This window comes from Tenericutes bacterium MZ-XQ, assembly GCA_002838205.1.
GTDB lineage: Bacteria > Bacillota_I > Bacilli_A > Acholeplasmatales > Acholeplasmataceae > Mariniplasma.
The window spans coordinates 393,273-409,193 of the sequence record CP017950.1; the positions used below are offsets into that span (position 1 = coordinate 393,273).

Here is a 15,921-nt window from a genome sequence, read left to right on the forward strand (position 1 = left end):
ACACTTTATCCCCTTTTTTTGATTAAATTGTATGTCAAAAGAGATAAAATGTCAATCTAAATGTAAATTATTGTCATTTCTTTACATTAATATGCTTAGAATGTACCATAAGTTACATATTTTATAAATTGATTGTAATAAATACATCCTAGATATGGATCATCGTCGTTTGCAATATTCAATTGACGTTCATCAAGCATATCAATCGATGAAATATGTCCATCAGTATAACTCAAAATAATATCTTTAATTTCTTCTAGTCTTTGAATTAGACCACCAAAACGATAAGATTGAACTTCAAATCCATACATCTTATTTTCTAAGTACCATTGTTTTCTAAAAACAAACAGTAGTTTCTTAATATCTTTAACGATTTTTACAATTTTGTGTTCGGCTAGCTCTTTTAAAACATTCACATCTTTTTGATGATAAGCTTCATAAATTTTCAAGCTCAATAATGCTTTATCCTCTAGAATATGAGTAAGTCTATAAATGGTATCAAAGATATACTGGTAACTTGACTCAATTTTGGTATATGGTTTAAGTTTATCTTTAATCTTTTGATAAGTTTTCTCATAAGATTTATGCATATATATATTTGGATCACCTAAAAGTGCATCTTCAAATAATAAGTATTTAGAAGGGTTTACGGTTTTAATCTCTTTTGCTGGATAGATTTGATTAGGTAAATCCAAATCTAACCATGCTTGTTTAGGATAACCTGTCAAATTTAATAAGAAATGATCCATATTTTCTAGTTCATCACCATAAAAACGATCTGCAATAAAATAAAGACTTGGCAAAATAGAAAACATTGATGCTTCTGCGCCGTTATCACCCCATGATGTAACTACAAAGTGATTGACGTTCGCTCGTTTACATGCAGATATGGCTGGAATAGAACTTCTTCTTGAAAAACCGTTAAATGGCACAAAACCTACCCATTTCCAAGCACCACCAGCAAACCCATAGTTCGAGGTTAATGTTTTTAATGAATCAAATTTATCATCATAATCTTTTTGATCTACGTGATAATAATCCCAATAGACAAGTTCAACATCACTTGGTATCATATCTTTGATGTCATCAAATGATGTGACACCTTTAGCAAAATATTGTCCACCTCTTAAATGAAAAAACATATCTGCCCACATGGATGGTTTGATGTCATGTTTCTTGCAGATATCTAACACCTTATTTAAGTGCTTAATCATGATATCCATACGGTTTTGATATCCATGTTTCGATAAGTATTTACCTAAACCTAACATCCAAGCTTCATCCATACCAATATTAATGATGTGTGTTTCAAATAAATCTTTAACTGTCACTAACATTTTTTCAACAAGTTCATAAGTTTTTGGTTCATCTACGAGCATAATATCGTTAATATCTAAGATTTGATTGTACTCCTTATGCTTAAAGATTGCATTTAAGTGTGCGAGTGTTTGAATATATGGGATAACCTTGATATCAAACAGTTTAGAAAAAGCGATTAAATCCTTGATTTCGGCTTTTGTGTAACGTCCGCGCATATAGCCAAACTTAGGTTCACTCTCGATTTCAAATAAATCTTCTAAATATAAACCAATATAGGTATATCCCATTAAAGATAAATTAACGATTTGTCTTTTGAGTGTTTCAATGGTTGGTACTGCATTTCTAGCACAGTCAATCATATACCCAAGTTCATTTAATTGTCGAGTTCTTTTGATATGATAATCATTTTCATCTAAATGACTAAAGATATAACCGATTGCTGCAAAGATATCTCTTTTTTTGTGGTAAAAAACCTGGTAGTCTTTGTTGTTTTTAATGATTTGATAATCTTGATCATTTGATTGTTCAAACTGAATAGAATCAACTTGATTAAAGTCAAATTGACTATAGTTTTTAATCATTTCTAATTGTTTTTTAATGTCTAGTTCTTTAATTTGCATAATGTTCTCCCTTCAATGAAAAACATGGCTTATTTCTAAACCATGCGTGTATATATTTTTTTGCTGTTATCAATAGGTACTGCACCTGAAGCTTTTTCATAAAACACCCAGTTCTTTGGTTCAACGCCACCGATGATTGCATAACCATAACCATCATGTTTCATTGACACTAAGCACTTTAAGAGTAATGCTTTTCCAATGCCTTGCCCACGATAGGTTTGATCTACACCTGTTGGCCCAAAATATGCTTTAGCAGTTGAGTCATAACAAGCAAATCCAATGATTTTACCTTCATCAACTGCAATATAGCATGTTGGATGGTTTTGGTATAGTCCAGCTTTCGCCTCTGATACCCATCCTGCTGAGAAGTTCTCTTCAATAAACTTTAAAACTTTATCACTGTTTGGTGATAATACTCTTTTGATCTCATATTTGCACTCTACATCTTTAATGATCGGTTGATATAAATCAACTAACATATCTTTAGAATCGCTTGCCATTTTAATAATCTCCCTATTTTCATATTTATACCTTGATTATATCATATAAAAAATGGCTTAAATCATCTTTAAGCCATTCTTACAATTATTGAAATTTATTTACATTATTTATCAGCTTTTGGTTTTGGTTTAATCAAGTTATGATAGTAATCTGCTTTATTGATTTGTTGGTTTCTTGCAATCGATAGTGATCCTTTAGGAACATCAGTAGTCACTGTTGAACCAGCAGCAATAAAAACTTCATCTTCGATGGTAAGAGGTGCAACCATATTGACATTACAACCAATAAAGACATCATCACCAATCTTAGTCTTATGCTTATTTACGCCATCATAGTTAACCGTAATTGATCCACAACCAAAGTTTACATTCGATCCAACTTCTGCATCACCAATATAAGATAGGTGTGCAGCTTTTGTATTTGTGCCTGTAGAGGATTTTTTAACCTCAACGAAGTTACCAATTCTATTATGCGTACCAATCTCTGCATGATTTCTTAAATGGGCGAATGGACCCACAGTTGTATAAGCTCCGACGATAGAATCATAGACTAATGAATGCTTAATTTCTGCATGCTCATCAATGCGACCATTATGAATTTCCGTGTTTGGTCCAATAACTGCACGTTCTCTTATCACAGAATCACCAGTGATGGTTGTATTTGGATAAATGGTAACACCTGGTTCAATAATGACATTATGACCAATGGTAATGGTATTTGGTGATACCATTTCAACACCATTTAACATATGATTTCTATTGATTTCATCTCTTAAATATCTTTCAGCGATACTTACAGAATATAAATCATTTACACCCATCATTTGATATGCGTCACGCACAACAAATGATCCGATTTTGTAATCATGCCTCATGAGTGCAACGATATCAGTTAAATAATACTCACCTTTACGTTCATTTTTCTTAATCGTTCTTAATACTTTAAATAAAGCCTTATTATTAACGACATAAACACCAGAATTGACTTCTTGGATTTTCTTTTGTTCACCAGTACAATCTTTATCCTCAACGATTGCAGCAATCGCACCATACTGATCTCTAACGATACGACCGTATGATTTTGGATTATCAAAAACCATGGAAACCACAGTTAAATCATTACCCATTTCCTCATGTGCTTTTAAAATCTTATCTGTTAATTTGATTTCCATTAAAGGCATATCACCAGGCAAGATAAAAGTGACACCTTCTTTATCTTCTAAAATCGGCGCTGCAGATAAAGCTGCATGGCCTGTGCCTAATTGTTCTGTTTGTTCAGCATAATGAACACGATCCTTTAAGATGTCCATTAAGACTTCTTTTTGGTGTCCCACAACAACAACTGTCTCTTCAATCTTTGTTTTTTCCAATTTTTCAACGATATATTCAATCATTGGTTTTTTCAAAATTGGATACGCACATTTTGGCATTTCTGTTTTCATTCTTGTGCCTTTGCCGGCTGCAAGCACAAGTCCATAAGTTTTAGGCATAGTTTTCATCTCCCCAGTTTTTTATTTTTGATACGATGCTTAAAATAGTATGTTTCATGATATGTTCATTTTGATGTGATACAGTCACTCTAATCAAATTTTCAGTGCCTGATGGTCTAACTAAAAGTAGACTATCTTCACCTAATGAGTGTTTCACATCTTCTAAAAAGCGTTTCATTTCGTCAGTTTTTAAAATCGATTTATCAACATCTTTAATATTAATGAGTTGATAAGGAAATAATGTAATATCTGCAGTTAACTCAGCAATAGATTTATCTTCTTCTGCGATAATTGCTAAGAGATACATCGCAACTAATAAGCCGTCACCAGTGTGTAATAAGTTTCTCATAATGATATGTCCACTATTTTCACCACCAATGATGTAATCATTTGAGGTGAGTTCCAGTGATACATATTTATCACCAACATCGGTTAAAGAATAATCAATTCCATTTAATTTAAGTGCTTTAAGTATACCAGGATTACTCATTTTTGTTAAGACAACATGATTTTTAGCAAGCAATCCTTTTTTCTTTAAGTAATTAGAAATGATATAGATGATTTCGTCGCCATCATAAACGCGATCTTTATCACAAATAAGGAGTCGATCTCCATCACCATCAAAACTAAAGCCTAAATCAAGTTCATTTTCCCTAACATAACTTTGAATCAGTTCCATATGCGTTGATCCACAACCCTTATTGATATTTAGGCCATCAGGTACATTACCAATTTGCACACTATTTGGTGCAACTTTAGATATAAGTTCATGAGCGATTTGATAGTTTGCGCCATTCGCACTATCGTATGCAAGTTTAATATCTGTTTGTTTTAACTCAAATTGATCATAAACTTCTAAATAGGTTTCTTTAAAATCAATTGCATATTCGAATGTCCCAAAGGTTTCAATGGTTCCTTTAGGTTCATCAATAAACTTTTCTAAGACTTTTTCTTCGTCATCTGTAGTCTTAAAGCCTTTATTAAAAACTTTAATACCGTTATCTGTATATGGGTTATGTGACGCAGTCACCATCACTCCTATGATTTCTTTTCTTTTTGAATAATATGCCACCATCGGTGTTGAACACACACCAGCAAATCTCACATGGCAACCTTCAGACAATGCACCAGCTGCAATCATATAAGCTAACATTGGTGATGATAATCTTGTATCATACCCAATAATCACTTCTTTTGATTCAATTGCATGTGATAATCCTTGTCCAATTTTGTAAGCTAGGTTTGCATCCAATTTCTCAAATGCAACGCCTCTAACGCCATCTGTTCCAAAATATTTTCCCATCTAACTCCTCCTTATTCTACCGTAACACTTTTTGCAAGATTTCTTGGTTTATCAATATCAAGACCACGTTCTAAAGCTGCATAGTATGCAAAAAGTTGTGTCGGTACAACCATCGCCATAGGTGTTAACAATGGATGTACATCTTTTAAGATAATGTCATCATCTTTATGTGATGTTGATTTCAATGAAATTTTAATGGTTGATGCACCACGTGCAATCACTTCATTTAAGTTCGATCTTGTGTTACTTGATATTTCTTTATTTGAGATTAAAGCAATCACAGGTGTTCCATCTTCAATTAAAGCAATCGTTCCATGCTTTAACTCACCTGCAGCAAACCCTTCTGTTTGAATGTATGATATTTCTTTTAACTTTAAAGCAGCCTCTAAGGCAGTATAGTAATCGATCGTTCTACCGATATAAAAACAATTTCTTTTAATGATAATCTTATGAACCAAAGATGATACATCTTGAGTTGATAAGAAGTCTTCAATGGATAATGCAACTTCAGTTAATGCTTTCTTTAAATCAAAGGTTTGTTCAGATAAAGCATAGGCTAAAACTGCTAATACACCGATTTGTGCAACATAAGCTTTTGTCGATGCTACTGCAATTTCAGGACCTGCAAAAAGTTCTAAGTAATAATTAGATTCTCTTGCGAGTGTTGATGTTTTCACATTTGTTACAGTTAAAGTTTTATAGTTCATCTTTTTAGTCTTCATGAGACATGCTCTAAGATCAGCTGTCTCCCCTGACTGTGAAATCATTAAAAAGAATGGTTTTTCAGTTAAAAGTGGTGTATGATATGCAAATTCTGATGCAATATGTACTTCAACTGGGATTTCTACAAGTTCTTCTAAAATATATTTTCCAACATAACCTGCATGCATGGATGTTCCAGCAGCAAGTATATAAATCCGATCAGATGCTTTGATATCTTTTAAGACTTGCTTAGCAATCTTAATCTCTCCATCTTCAAAGTAATTTTGTACAATTCTTCTAACGACTGATGGTTGTTCATAAATCTCTTTCAACATATAATGCTGATATTCTCCAATATCGGCATCAGCTTCGTCTAAGTCAATGTCTAAAAATGAAGTCGGTAATGGTTCATGATTTAAATTATACATGGTTACTCGATCAGCTTCACACACAACAAACGTATGATCCGCTAATGCAATATACTGATCACTATACCCCACTAGAGCCATCAAATCAGATGCAATCGTTACACCATCTTCGGATTGTCCTAAAACTAGTGGTGACTTGTTTTTAGCTGCATAAATCGTATGTGGTGATTCTGTATCAATGACTAAAAGTGCGTAAGATCCTTCTAAAAGTTTAAGTGTTGTTAAAATCGCATTTTCAACACTTAAAGTTTCACTAAATGATTCGATGAGTTGTGCAATCACTTCAGTATCTGTTTCAGAGTAAAAAAGTGCGTTTGCTAAATATTGTGACTTGAGTTCCTCATGATTTTCAATCACACCATTATGAACAATGATAAATCTTTTTGATTGTGAATAATGGGGATGTGCATTTTCTTTTGTAACTTTCCCATGTGTTGCCCATCTTGTGTGGCCAATACCTATGTTTGAAATCAATGTATCTTTTGTCAGTTCTTTTAATTTTGAGACGCGTCCAAAATCTTTATAAATATCAAATGCTCTAAACTTTGAATTAAATAAAGAAATACCTGCGGAGTCATATCCACGGTATTCTAATTTCGTAAGTCCATTTAAGACGACATCTTTTGCGTCATGTTTATGTCCGATAAATCCAACTATGCCACACATATGCGTTTCCCTCCAGCTTCACTTTGTGTTATGTCTATTATACAATAGATTTCTTTCAAATTTGATACATTATGAAAAAAAGATTGTTGATTGAAAAAAAACTTTCACAACAATCTTCATTTTTTTCTATTCAGCTAATGCATCAATGACGTCATCATAACCTAATACGCCACGTAAACGCCCTTTTTGATCAATAACGGGAATATCATGGTTTGATTCTTTGAGTTCCTTTAAGACGTCTTTAATATAGCTATTTCTTAAGACTGGACGATACGTATCGTCTTTGATTAATGCTTTAATGGTCTTATTTCTTGTTTTTTCAACATCTTCTTTTAAAACAACGCCTAAAAGCATGTTGTTATCGTCTGTCACATAAACAGAATCAATTTCCTTCTCATCCATAAAAGTTTTCGCTTCTTCAATCGATGCGGTTGGATGAAGTGCGTTTTTCACTTTTCGCATAATCCCTCTCACTTTTAAGATTCTTGAACGATCGACATCTGCAATAAAATCTCTCACATAATCATTTGCTGGTGTTTTAAAGAAATCATTGAATGTTCCAATTTGTACAACTTCTCCATCTTTCATGAGTGCAATTTTATCACCCATTCTAAATGCTTCATTCATATCGTGAGTAATAAATACGATTGTACGATCTTCGTCTTCATCTTCAAGTGATAATAATTCATTTTGCATATCACGTCTAATTAATGGATCTAACGCACTATAAGGTTCATCCATGAGTAATAAAGCTGGGTTATTGGTTAAAGCTCTTGCAAGCCCTACACGTTGTCTCATCCCACCTGAGAGTTCAGAAGGCATGTAGTGCTCCCAACCTTTAAGTCCTACCTTTTCGGTTGCGATCATCGCTTGTTTAACCATTTCTTCTTTTTCAACACCTTGGATTTCTAATGGATATTGCACGTTTTCTAAAACAGTTCTATGTGAAAAGAGTCCAAAGTGTTGAAACACCATTGAAACATCTTTTCTTCTATAATCTCTTAGTTCTTCTTTAGATAACTTTGTAATATCTTTTCCATTGATAAGGATTTCTCCTCTTGTCGGTTTGTTTAAAAGGTTTAGCGTTCTAATAAATGTTGATTTCCCACTACCAGATAAACCAACAATCACAAATAGTTCATTCTTGTTGATTTCAAAGTTCACATTTTTATTAGCAACTGTTGCGCCTGTTTTCTTTTTAATTTCTGCAGCTGATAGACCTTCATCAATCAGCTTTAAAGCTTTTTCTTTTTGTTTAGGCGTACCAAAAATAACAGATAAGTTCTTAACAGTAATATCTACACTCATTTTTGTTCACCTCTTTTTTCTTCAAGTTTCTTCGCAACACCTTGTAACACTCTATCTAATATGATTGCTAAAAAGACAATTGCAAATCCACCGACAAAGCCACTACCAACATCAATGTTTCTATTCGCTATTAAAACGATTGATCCTAATCCACCTGCACCAATCATCGATGCAATAACAACCATAGCGACAGCCATCATCGTTGTTTGATTTAAACCAGTCGCAATCGTTGATAAAGCTTGTGGTAATTCGATCTTAAATAGTAATTGTTTTGAAGTTGAACCAAAAGATTTACCTGCTTCAATCATTTCCTTATCAACATTTCTAATTCCTAAGAATGTTAATCTAATCAGAGGTGGTACCGCATAAATGATGGTTGCAAACGTCGCTGGTACTCTACCGACTTTAAATAACATCACGGCAGGAATTAAATAAACAAATGAAGGAATGGTTTGCATCATGTCTAATATCGGTTTTAAAATGCTTTCAACACGTTCTGATTTTGCCATCCATATACCAAAAGGTATACCGATTAAAAAACTGATGAATACAGCGATGATGATAATCGTCACAGTTGAGATCATTTCATCCCATACACCAAAGATCCCTATGGATGCTAATAAAGCAGATAATACAATTGCTGTTTTATAATTATATAAGTATTTGGTAAACGCAAATAATAAAACTACAAAAATCCACCAAGGGGTTTGTAAGTTTCCTAAATTAAGATCGATTGCTGGATTTTCTATAACCATGTTATAAAAAAGTAACCATACAAGTAATAATCCAAAAATATAACCCCAAACATACTTCATCTTAAATACTTTCTTTCCTAAAATATAAACAAGTACTGCAACCACCCAAATCCACCAAGGGGTTTGCGTTAGCAAATTACTCATCATATTGATTGATGTTAGAATCACAACTCTAACAAATTCAAACAACCAGCTAAAAGCTTCTTTAATCCAATTAAAGGCTGCATCAATCGCATTAGCCAGTTGATCTCCAAAATTCAAAAACTCTGGAAAATTTAACATAAAATCAATCCTCTCTTTTTCTCATAAAAATAATATGTAGTGCGGTGGCACTACATATTAGTTGTTTTGTTCTTATAGTGAAGCTTCTACTTTGGTAACAATATCTTCTGGAACCCAAGCAGTCCACATATCTTTGTTGTTTGCTAACCACCATACTGCAGTGTCAGCTGCAGATAATTCATTTTCAGCCATATATGCAAGTGCATCAGATGCAACTTGTGCAGATGTTCTAAAGTTTTCTAAAAACTCTGCAATTTCTGGATGTGTTTCTACAAAATTATTAGAAGCAACAACAGTTACATCATTTGTAGGCACCATACCAGCACCTGTATCTTTATCATAATCCGCTTGATCTTTTAATAAAGTCATATCAAATAAACCCATAATCGTTGTAGGTTCCCAGTTATAACCAGCCCAAGGCTCTTCGCTATTATATGCGTCAGTTAATGTCGCATCTAATAATGCAGTTGATTCAAGTGGTCTAAAATCGAAATGTTCTACTAACTCTGGATAGACTTCATCATTGGTAAATTTATTGACTAAAAATGCTGTTACTTGCCAACCTGAAGGTCCACCATAAACAACAGCTTTATCTGTTGCTGGATCCCAGTTTGTTACTTCTGGATCAGGAAATAACTCTTTATGATCAACTAAATCTGTAATATATTCGATATCATATTGATCAGCTAAATATGTTGGTATATAAATACCTTGAAAATTATCATTAAAATTAAGTCCTAATTCTTGATAATTTCCAGTTTCAATATCATTTTCATATGTAGGCATATTGTCAGACCATGTTTCTAAGTTTAAATCAATTGAACCATCTGTTAAAGATGCTATGAGTAGTGGTGTATCCACTTGCATTACTTCAACTTCAACGCCATAACCTTCTTCAATAATGATTTTTGCAACTTGGTTATAAAATTGATTGGATTGCCAGTCGCCTTCACCAATCACAATCGTGTTTGATTCATATTGACAAGCAGCAAGTGACACTCCTGCAAGCAATACTGTAAATATTAATAATAGTTTCTTCATGTTATCTCTCCTTTTTTTCTCACAACTTCTATTATACCTATAGGTTGTCAGTTTGTAAAGGATAACTATAATGAAAACGGTTTTAACTCATAAAAAAAAGCCATCGATTGATGGCTTTATAAATGGATTTTATCGCGTTTAAATCTCTTGTCTCTTGAAAATATGATTTGTTAATAAGAATAAGACAATACTAAAGCATGCTGTCGATAAAATTGGTTTCCAAAGTTCACTTTGTTCGATCGTACCTGTAAGGATACTATTGACAATTGATGATGCACCTGAAGGATTAAACACAGCGATTTCAATGGAAATATTTAGGATTTGTAAAACTGCATAGATGGCAAAAGCAAGTAAAGCTGAAGTTGTTGTTGTTTTACCAATCACACTTACGAATAACGCAACTGCAGTAAAGAAAATACCCATTAACCAATAGAGTAGTAAACTCATCCAAAATCCATCATACATGTATGCGCCAAATAAAAGATTTGTATACCATCCAGATAAGATTGTAGATACTAAAAGCAAGATGGTAAAGACCAAGATACCAATGATGAACTTACTTACTAAAAACTGGAATCTAGAGACTTTTTTTGTTAAAACGAGTAAGATTGATCCTTTACTTTTTTCTTGTGACACTGTTGTAGACATGACAATCAAATAAACAATTAAACAAATAGAGTTCATGTTTTTAAAGACTTGTCCCCAAGAATCATATAAGGTAGGATCTGGAAAACTAATCGTAATATCCCCTGCAACTGCTGCAAGAATTTCATTCATGAACTTCGCTGTTGCAGGCGAAGATATCGCAAAAAATACGAAAACTGCAGTAAGGATAAATCCCTTAGATGTCTTGATATATTCGATTAACTCTTTTTTGAGCAACTGGAATTTAAGCATTTCCATTCACCACCTTAATAAAGATATCTTCAAGTGATACTTCTCTCACTTGAATTTTTTTAACATAGACTTTACGTTCATAAAGTAGGCCACTTACAAGATGTCTCATTTGATCAATGTCTGAACCAAAGATGGCAACTCTAAATTTATCAATTTCCACATGATCAATAGATTCGTGTTTAGCGAAATCTTCAAAAATCTTTGCATCTTCCTCATTTTCACATTCAATATCTAATGTTCTAATATCAGGTACTTCTTTAATATGTTCAATCGAATCTTCTAATAATTTTTTACCTTCATTAATGATAATGATGCGGTCACAGATTCTTTCAACATCTGCTAAGATATGTGTTGAAAAGAATACTGTTACTTTTCCAGCGAGTGATTGAATGATGTCCATCACTTCTTTTCTTCCGATCGGATCAAGGGCTGATACAGGTTCATCAAGTAAAACGACTTTTGGATTGTTGATGAGTGCTTGAGCGATACCTAAACGTTGTTTCATACCTCTTGAAAAAGTTCCGATTTTTCGATTTTGAACTTTTTTAAGATTAACTAATTCCAGAAGTTCTTTGGTTCTCTTGATGATCTCTTCTTTAGACATATCATAAAGTCCACCTGAAAAATGTAAGAACTCTTTTGGAGTCATCCAATCATAAAACCCTGGAACATCTGGTAAATATCCAATGACATCTATAAACTCATTACTTCCAAAGACAACTTTTTTACCCATGATTTCAATCTCACCGGCAGTTGGTTCTGTCATGCCTATGATCATTTTAAGTGTTGTTGTTTTTCCAGCGCCATTAGATCCTAAGAATCCATAAATTGACCCTTCTGGTACAGATAAATCTAAGTTGTTAACAGCAAAGACACCATTATAATTCTTAACGAGTCCCTTAATCTTCACTGCTGTCGACATCTTCTTCTCCTCTAAAAACAAAGTAACCAACTGATCCGAATAATCCACCAAGGATAATTATTAAGACCCATACTTTTTTACTATCGAATCTAACTTTTTGTCTCTTTGACAAACTAATAAGAGCAGTCACTTGCAGTATAATTTGTACAACCGCAAATGGCCATAAATACTTTAACATTTCATCAAACATTTCTTTTCTCCTTTAATCTTTTATGATTTATTTAACATTGTCGTTGTGACAACGTGTGAAATTTTTCTTAGCTTTCTACCATCATCTGCGCGGTTTTGAATACGTTTCATAATGCTTTCAGATAGTTCTTTTGATAACTCCATCATTTCTTCATTTGTTAAATAGATGGATACACTACTAAACCCAATATTATTGGCAACATCTTTTAAAGCATCTTTATGATTCATATATTCAGAAAAATCTGATAATAAAGAAATGATATACTGACTAAACAATCTTAAATAGTCATCTTTTGTAAGATTTTTTGGATCACTTACAACACTGTTTAATCCATCTTTCTTTAATCCATATACTTTTTCAATAATGCCATTAATACGATTTTCTGAAACTACTTCAATGATTTCTAATGACAATAATGATTTAAGATGCCTATATAAAGTCGCTTGTGATGTATCTGCACATGCTTCTTGGATTTCTTTGGTTGTTGCCTGCTGTCTAATGCCTAATTCTTGTATAATTTTCATGCATACTGGATGCATTATTGCTTTAATTGCATCTTTTTCCATATTTACACCTTCTTTTTATATTTGCTAACGTTATCATGCATGTATATGTTATCATTTGTGATAATGTTTGTCAATACATAAAATAAAAAAAATCATCGAAGTGATGACTTTTTATCATTTAAGATATTTTATTGTCTGTTCTTTAACCTTTTTATCGCCTAAAATGTATAGGGTCATTCCAGATTCTATGATTGTTTTCGGATCAGGGATTTGATATAAATCTCCTTCTTTTTCATACGCTATAATCAAGCCTTTGGTGTTATCATATATTTTTAAAGACTCAAATGATTGTCCTAAATGCAAAGAATTATTTGGTATTTCACATGTGAAATATGAAAATGGGAAAACATCTTTTTCATAAGTGTTAACGATTTGTTTAAATTTCTTTTCTAGTTGTTGATTGATTTTTGCCTGCTCATTTAAAAGATGTTCTGTTTCTTTTACAATGTTTTTATTTGATCTGGTATGTTCGAAATGTTTGATATATGCCCTCGCATCTAAAATCGAAGATACATAAATCCCACTTCTTTCTTTAACAGATACAACATTGTAATTTGATAAAAGCTGCATTGCTTTTCTAATCGTCTCACTTGAGACATTATATTCAGAAGATAGTAAAGAACGACCTCTTAGTTTTTCGTTTTCTTTAATATTTCCTGATACGATTCTTTTAGCAATTAAATAAGCGATTTCTTCATATCTTGATAAGTGTTCACTTGATTTCATATGATCCATCCATTCCATATGATTTATATAGGATTATTATACCTTTATTTGTGAATCTTTTAAAGTGTATCTTTTATAGATTCATAAGATTTGAGTTTATATATAAATATATAGCCAATGCCTAATAATCCTAAAATTGCGATATATAAATATAAGGTATCTCCTAGTGCATCAATAATGGATCCAGATATTAATGTGGAGATGATTGCACCTAAACCATAAGCGGTAAAGATCATGCCATAAACTCTAGCATAATAGTTAGAACCATAGTAAGCTTTTACCATCGATGGCATAATCGATAACCATGCACCTAAATTAAACCAAAACAATCCATAGGTGATTATATATAATAAAAAACTTTGTCCCTGATTTAAAATACCGATAAGTGCAGCTAATCCAATAAGTGATAAACTGATCATGCTTGGTTTAATCAAACCAAGACGATCAATAAGATATCCAAAAAGTGGTCTTGCAAAACCATTACAAATCGCGAAAATTGACAATGATAAAGTTACTAGTTTATCGTCAAAAGCATAATATTGTGCACCGGCTTGATAAGACAAACCAATCATCATTAACCCGATTGCGGTTGTAATCATGAAAAGACCATATAAAATATAAAACTTATGTTTGAGTAATTTATCTAAAACAAGAGGTTCTCTTTGTTCTTTTTCATCAAAATGCAGCTTATAAAATGCACCAAGTGGAAGTTGTGTTAATAAAAAGATAGCCGCAAATATTAAAAATGTTTGATCAAGGCCAACATTAACCAATAATACTCTACCGATCGGTGCTGTAATTAACGGTGATAAACCAAATCCTAATAAAACTATACCAGTATATAATCCTTTTTTTTCGATATGCGATCTTTGAATGATATAGATGGGTATACCATAAACCATACCAACCCCGGTACCTATGAGGATCCCATATCCTAGTATTAGGAGTAAAAAATGAGAAGCGACACTAGAGATGACGAATCCGAAAATAATCATCATGGTCCCTAAAATCATGGTAGACCTTAAATATTTCTCATTTAAGAACTTTCCTGTCATCATCATTGCTAATGCATAAAAAAGGAGTGAAAACATATATGGAAGTCCACTTTCTAAAGTGGACAGATTGTACATAGATTCTACTTCAGTTCTAAAAATACTATATGCATAAACAGTTCCCATCAGTAACATCATCCATATGCTTGAGATGATGATATAGATAAATTTTCTTCTTGTCATGATGCCTCCGTTTGTTTGAATTTCAAATCTTTTTTATTATAGCATAATCAAGCAAAAGATATGAAGTAAAAAGATAAAAAAGACGTCATTTGAGATGATGTTAATTTACATATCTAGAAAACGTACTTTAGAAGAACAGCTTTTGCATGCTCATCTTTACAAATAAAAAGGTTCTCATCACCGAGTTGATAAGGCTTGCCTTGTTCATTAAGAAGGATTGCACCTGCTTCTTTAGAAAGTAAGATGCCTGGACACAAATCCCAAAGGTTTGTAACATTAGAATAAAATAAATTAAATATTCCTTCAGAAGTTAGTGCTAGCTCTAAACCCATGGTCCCCAAAATTCTAAGTTTAAATCTATGGGTGATTGATAAATCAATGATCTGCTTAAAATATGATTTATTTTCATTTTTATGACTTAGTCCACACATAGAAATCATAAAATTTGAAGGTTGGTTTTTATCAGTGACTAAGTATCTTTGATCATTGACATATGCACCTTGACCTTTAATCGCATAATAAACCTTGTCAAACTTAGGTGCATATATAAATGATAATGCGATATCATTTTGATCATAAAGTGCAATTTGAACAACATATAGACTTAAATCTACAGCATAATTACTGGTTCCGTCTATAGGATCAATAATCCACATACGATTTTTTAAAGCTGTTTGATTATGATACTCTTCACTATGAAATAAGTCATTAGGAAATGCTTTTTTAATAGCTTCAATGAGATGCCTTTCGATATATAAATCTGTTGATGTTACTAAGTCCTGTTCGCCTTTAAAAGTTACTGACTTAGCAAAAAGAACAGCATCATTATATATAGGTTTTACGATATCTTTTAACAAATTTAATTCTTGATTATAATTCATGAAATCACGCTTTCTTATGTTTATAAATAGTATATCATGAAATAGAAACCTAATGCCTTTAAATGAAAAAAGATTCAGAACATCTGAAC

General features: G+C 32.4%; 15 protein-coding genes. All 15 read right to left on the reverse strand.

From position 1 onward, the window contains the following. Positions 1-95: 95 nt before the first annotated feature. On the reverse strand, positions 96-1,940 hold the full coding sequence (locus tag BK011_02055) for a hypothetical protein (protein AUD64518.1): 1,845 nt from the start codon (positions 1,938-1,940) through the stop codon (positions 96-98). 35 nt (positions 1,941-1,975) lie between these two features. Further along, positions 1,976-2,440 (reverse strand): hypothetical protein, encoded by a 465-nt coding sequence (locus BK011_02060; GenBank protein AUD64519.1) that lies wholly within the window; start codon positions 2,438-2,440, stop codon positions 1,976-1,978. 104 nt (positions 2,441-2,544) lie between these two features. Further along, positions 2,545-3,930, reverse strand: a complete 1,386-nt coding sequence (locus BK011_02065) for a UDP-N-acetylglucosamine diphosphorylase/glucosamine-1-phosphate N-acetyltransferase (protein ID AUD64520.1) — start codon at positions 3,928-3,930, stop codon at positions 2,545-2,547. Beyond that, positions 3,923-5,233 carry a hypothetical protein gene (locus BK011_02070; protein ID AUD64521.1) on the reverse strand — a complete coding sequence of 437 codons (1,311 nt, stop codon included), beginning with the start codon at positions 5,231-5,233 and terminating at the stop codon, positions 3,923-3,925. Before BK011_02070 ends, BK011_02065 begins: the two co-directional genes overlap by 8 nt. 11 nt (positions 5,234-5,244) lie before the next feature. Beyond that, a complete protein-coding gene (locus tag BK011_02075) occupies positions 5,245-7,029 on the reverse strand; it encodes a glutamine--fructose-6-phosphate aminotransferase (protein ID AUD64522.1) in 1,785 nt (594 codons plus the stop codon). A gap of 126 nt (positions 7,030-7,155) precedes the next feature. Then, complete coding sequence (locus BK011_02080; protein ID AUD64523.1) at positions 7,156-8,337, reverse strand: proline/glycine betaine ABC transporter ATP-binding protein; 1,182 nt, start codon at positions 8,335-8,337, stop codon at positions 7,156-7,158. Then, positions 8,334-9,374 carry a hypothetical protein gene (locus BK011_02085; protein AUD64524.1) on the reverse strand — a complete coding sequence of 347 codons (1,041 nt, stop codon included), beginning with the start codon at positions 9,372-9,374 and terminating at the stop codon, positions 8,334-8,336. The genes BK011_02080 and BK011_02085 overlap by 4 nt, the downstream gene beginning before the upstream one ends. Positions 9,375-9,446: 72 nt before the next feature. Next, complete coding sequence (locus BK011_02090) at positions 9,447-10,415, reverse strand: hypothetical protein (GenBank protein AUD64525.1); 969 nt, start codon at positions 10,413-10,415, stop codon at positions 9,447-9,449. A 138-nt stretch (positions 10,416-10,553) separates the two neighbouring features. Beyond that, positions 10,554-11,318, reverse strand: a complete 765-nt coding sequence (locus BK011_02095) for a hypothetical protein (GenBank protein ID AUD64526.1) — start codon at positions 11,316-11,318, stop codon at positions 10,554-10,556. Then, complete coding sequence (locus BK011_02100) at positions 11,305-12,234, reverse strand: ABC transporter ATP-binding protein (protein AUD64527.1); 930 nt, start codon at positions 12,232-12,234, stop codon at positions 11,305-11,307. Before BK011_02100 ends, BK011_02095 begins: the two co-directional genes overlap by 14 nt. After that, a complete protein-coding gene (locus tag BK011_02105; protein ID AUD64528.1) occupies positions 12,212-12,424 on the reverse strand; it encodes a hypothetical protein in 213 nt (70 codons plus the stop codon). Before BK011_02105 ends, BK011_02100 begins: the two co-directional genes overlap by 23 nt. 20 nt (positions 12,425-12,444) lie before the next feature. Next, complete coding sequence (locus tag BK011_02110) at positions 12,445-12,990, reverse strand: hypothetical protein (protein AUD64529.1); 546 nt, start codon at positions 12,988-12,990, stop codon at positions 12,445-12,447. Positions 12,991-13,104: 114 nt separating this feature from the next. Further along, positions 13,105-13,716, reverse strand: a complete 612-nt coding sequence (locus BK011_02115; protein AUD64530.1) for a hypothetical protein — start codon at positions 13,714-13,716, stop codon at positions 13,105-13,107. Between the two features lie 59 nt (positions 13,717-13,775). Further along, positions 13,776-14,951, reverse strand: coding sequence for a hypothetical protein (locus BK011_02120; GenBank protein AUD64531.1), 1,176 nt, complete (start codon positions 14,949-14,951; stop codon positions 13,776-13,778). Between the two features lie 113 nt (positions 14,952-15,064). Beyond that, positions 15,065-15,832 (reverse strand): hypothetical protein, encoded by a 768-nt coding sequence (locus BK011_02125; GenBank protein ID AUD64532.1) that lies wholly within the window; start codon positions 15,830-15,832, stop codon positions 15,065-15,067. Positions 15,833-15,921 lie beyond the last annotated feature (89 nt).

Coding starts and splice junctions, on each gene's coding strand:
- BK011_02055 (AUD64518.1), bottom strand. CDS start 1,940: ATGCAAATTAAAGAACTAGACATTAAAAAACAATTAGAAATGATTAAA.
- BK011_02060 (AUD64519.1), bottom strand. CDS start 2,440: ATGGCAAGCGATTCTAAAGATATGTTAGTTGATTTATATCAACCGATC.
- BK011_02065 (AUD64520.1), bottom strand. CDS start 3,930: ATGCCTAAAACTTATGGACTTGTGCTTGCAGCCGGCAAAGGCACAAGA.
- BK011_02070 (AUD64521.1), bottom strand. CDS start 5,233: ATGGGAAAATATTTTGGAACAGATGGCGTTAGAGGCGTTGCATTTGAG.
- BK011_02075 (AUD64522.1), bottom strand. CDS start 7,029: ATGTGTGGCATAGTTGGATTTATCGGACATAAACATGACGCAAAAGAT.
- BK011_02080 (AUD64523.1), bottom strand. CDS start 8,337: ATGAGTGTAGATATTACTGTTAAGAACTTATCTGTTATTTTTGGTACG.
- BK011_02085 (AUD64524.1), bottom strand. CDS start 9,374: ATGTTAAATTTTCCAGAGTTTTTGAATTTTGGAGATCAACTGGCTAAT.
- BK011_02090 (AUD64525.1), bottom strand. CDS start 10,415: ATGAAGAAACTATTATTAATATTTACAGTATTGCTTGCAGGAGTGTCA.
- BK011_02095 (AUD64526.1), bottom strand. CDS start 11,318: ATGGAAATGCTTAAATTCCAGTTGCTCAAAAAAGAGTTAATCGAATAT.
- BK011_02100 (AUD64527.1), bottom strand. CDS start 12,234: ATGTCGACAGCAGTGAAGATTAAGGGACTCGTTAAGAATTATAATGGT.
- BK011_02105 (AUD64528.1), bottom strand. CDS start 12,424: ATGTTTGATGAAATGTTAAAGTATTTATGGCCATTTGCGGTTGTACAA.
- BK011_02110 (AUD64529.1), bottom strand. CDS start 12,990: ATGGAAAAAGATGCAATTAAAGCAATAATGCATCCAGTATGCATGAAA.
- BK011_02115 (AUD64530.1), bottom strand. CDS start 13,716: ATGAAATCAAGTGAACACTTATCAAGATATGAAGAAATCGCTTATTTA.
- BK011_02120 (AUD64531.1), bottom strand. CDS start 14,951: ATGACAAGAAGAAAATTTATCTATATCATCATCTCAAGCATATGGATG.
- BK011_02125 (AUD64532.1), bottom strand. CDS start 15,832: ATGAATTATAATCAAGAATTAAATTTGTTAAAAGATATCGTAAAACCT.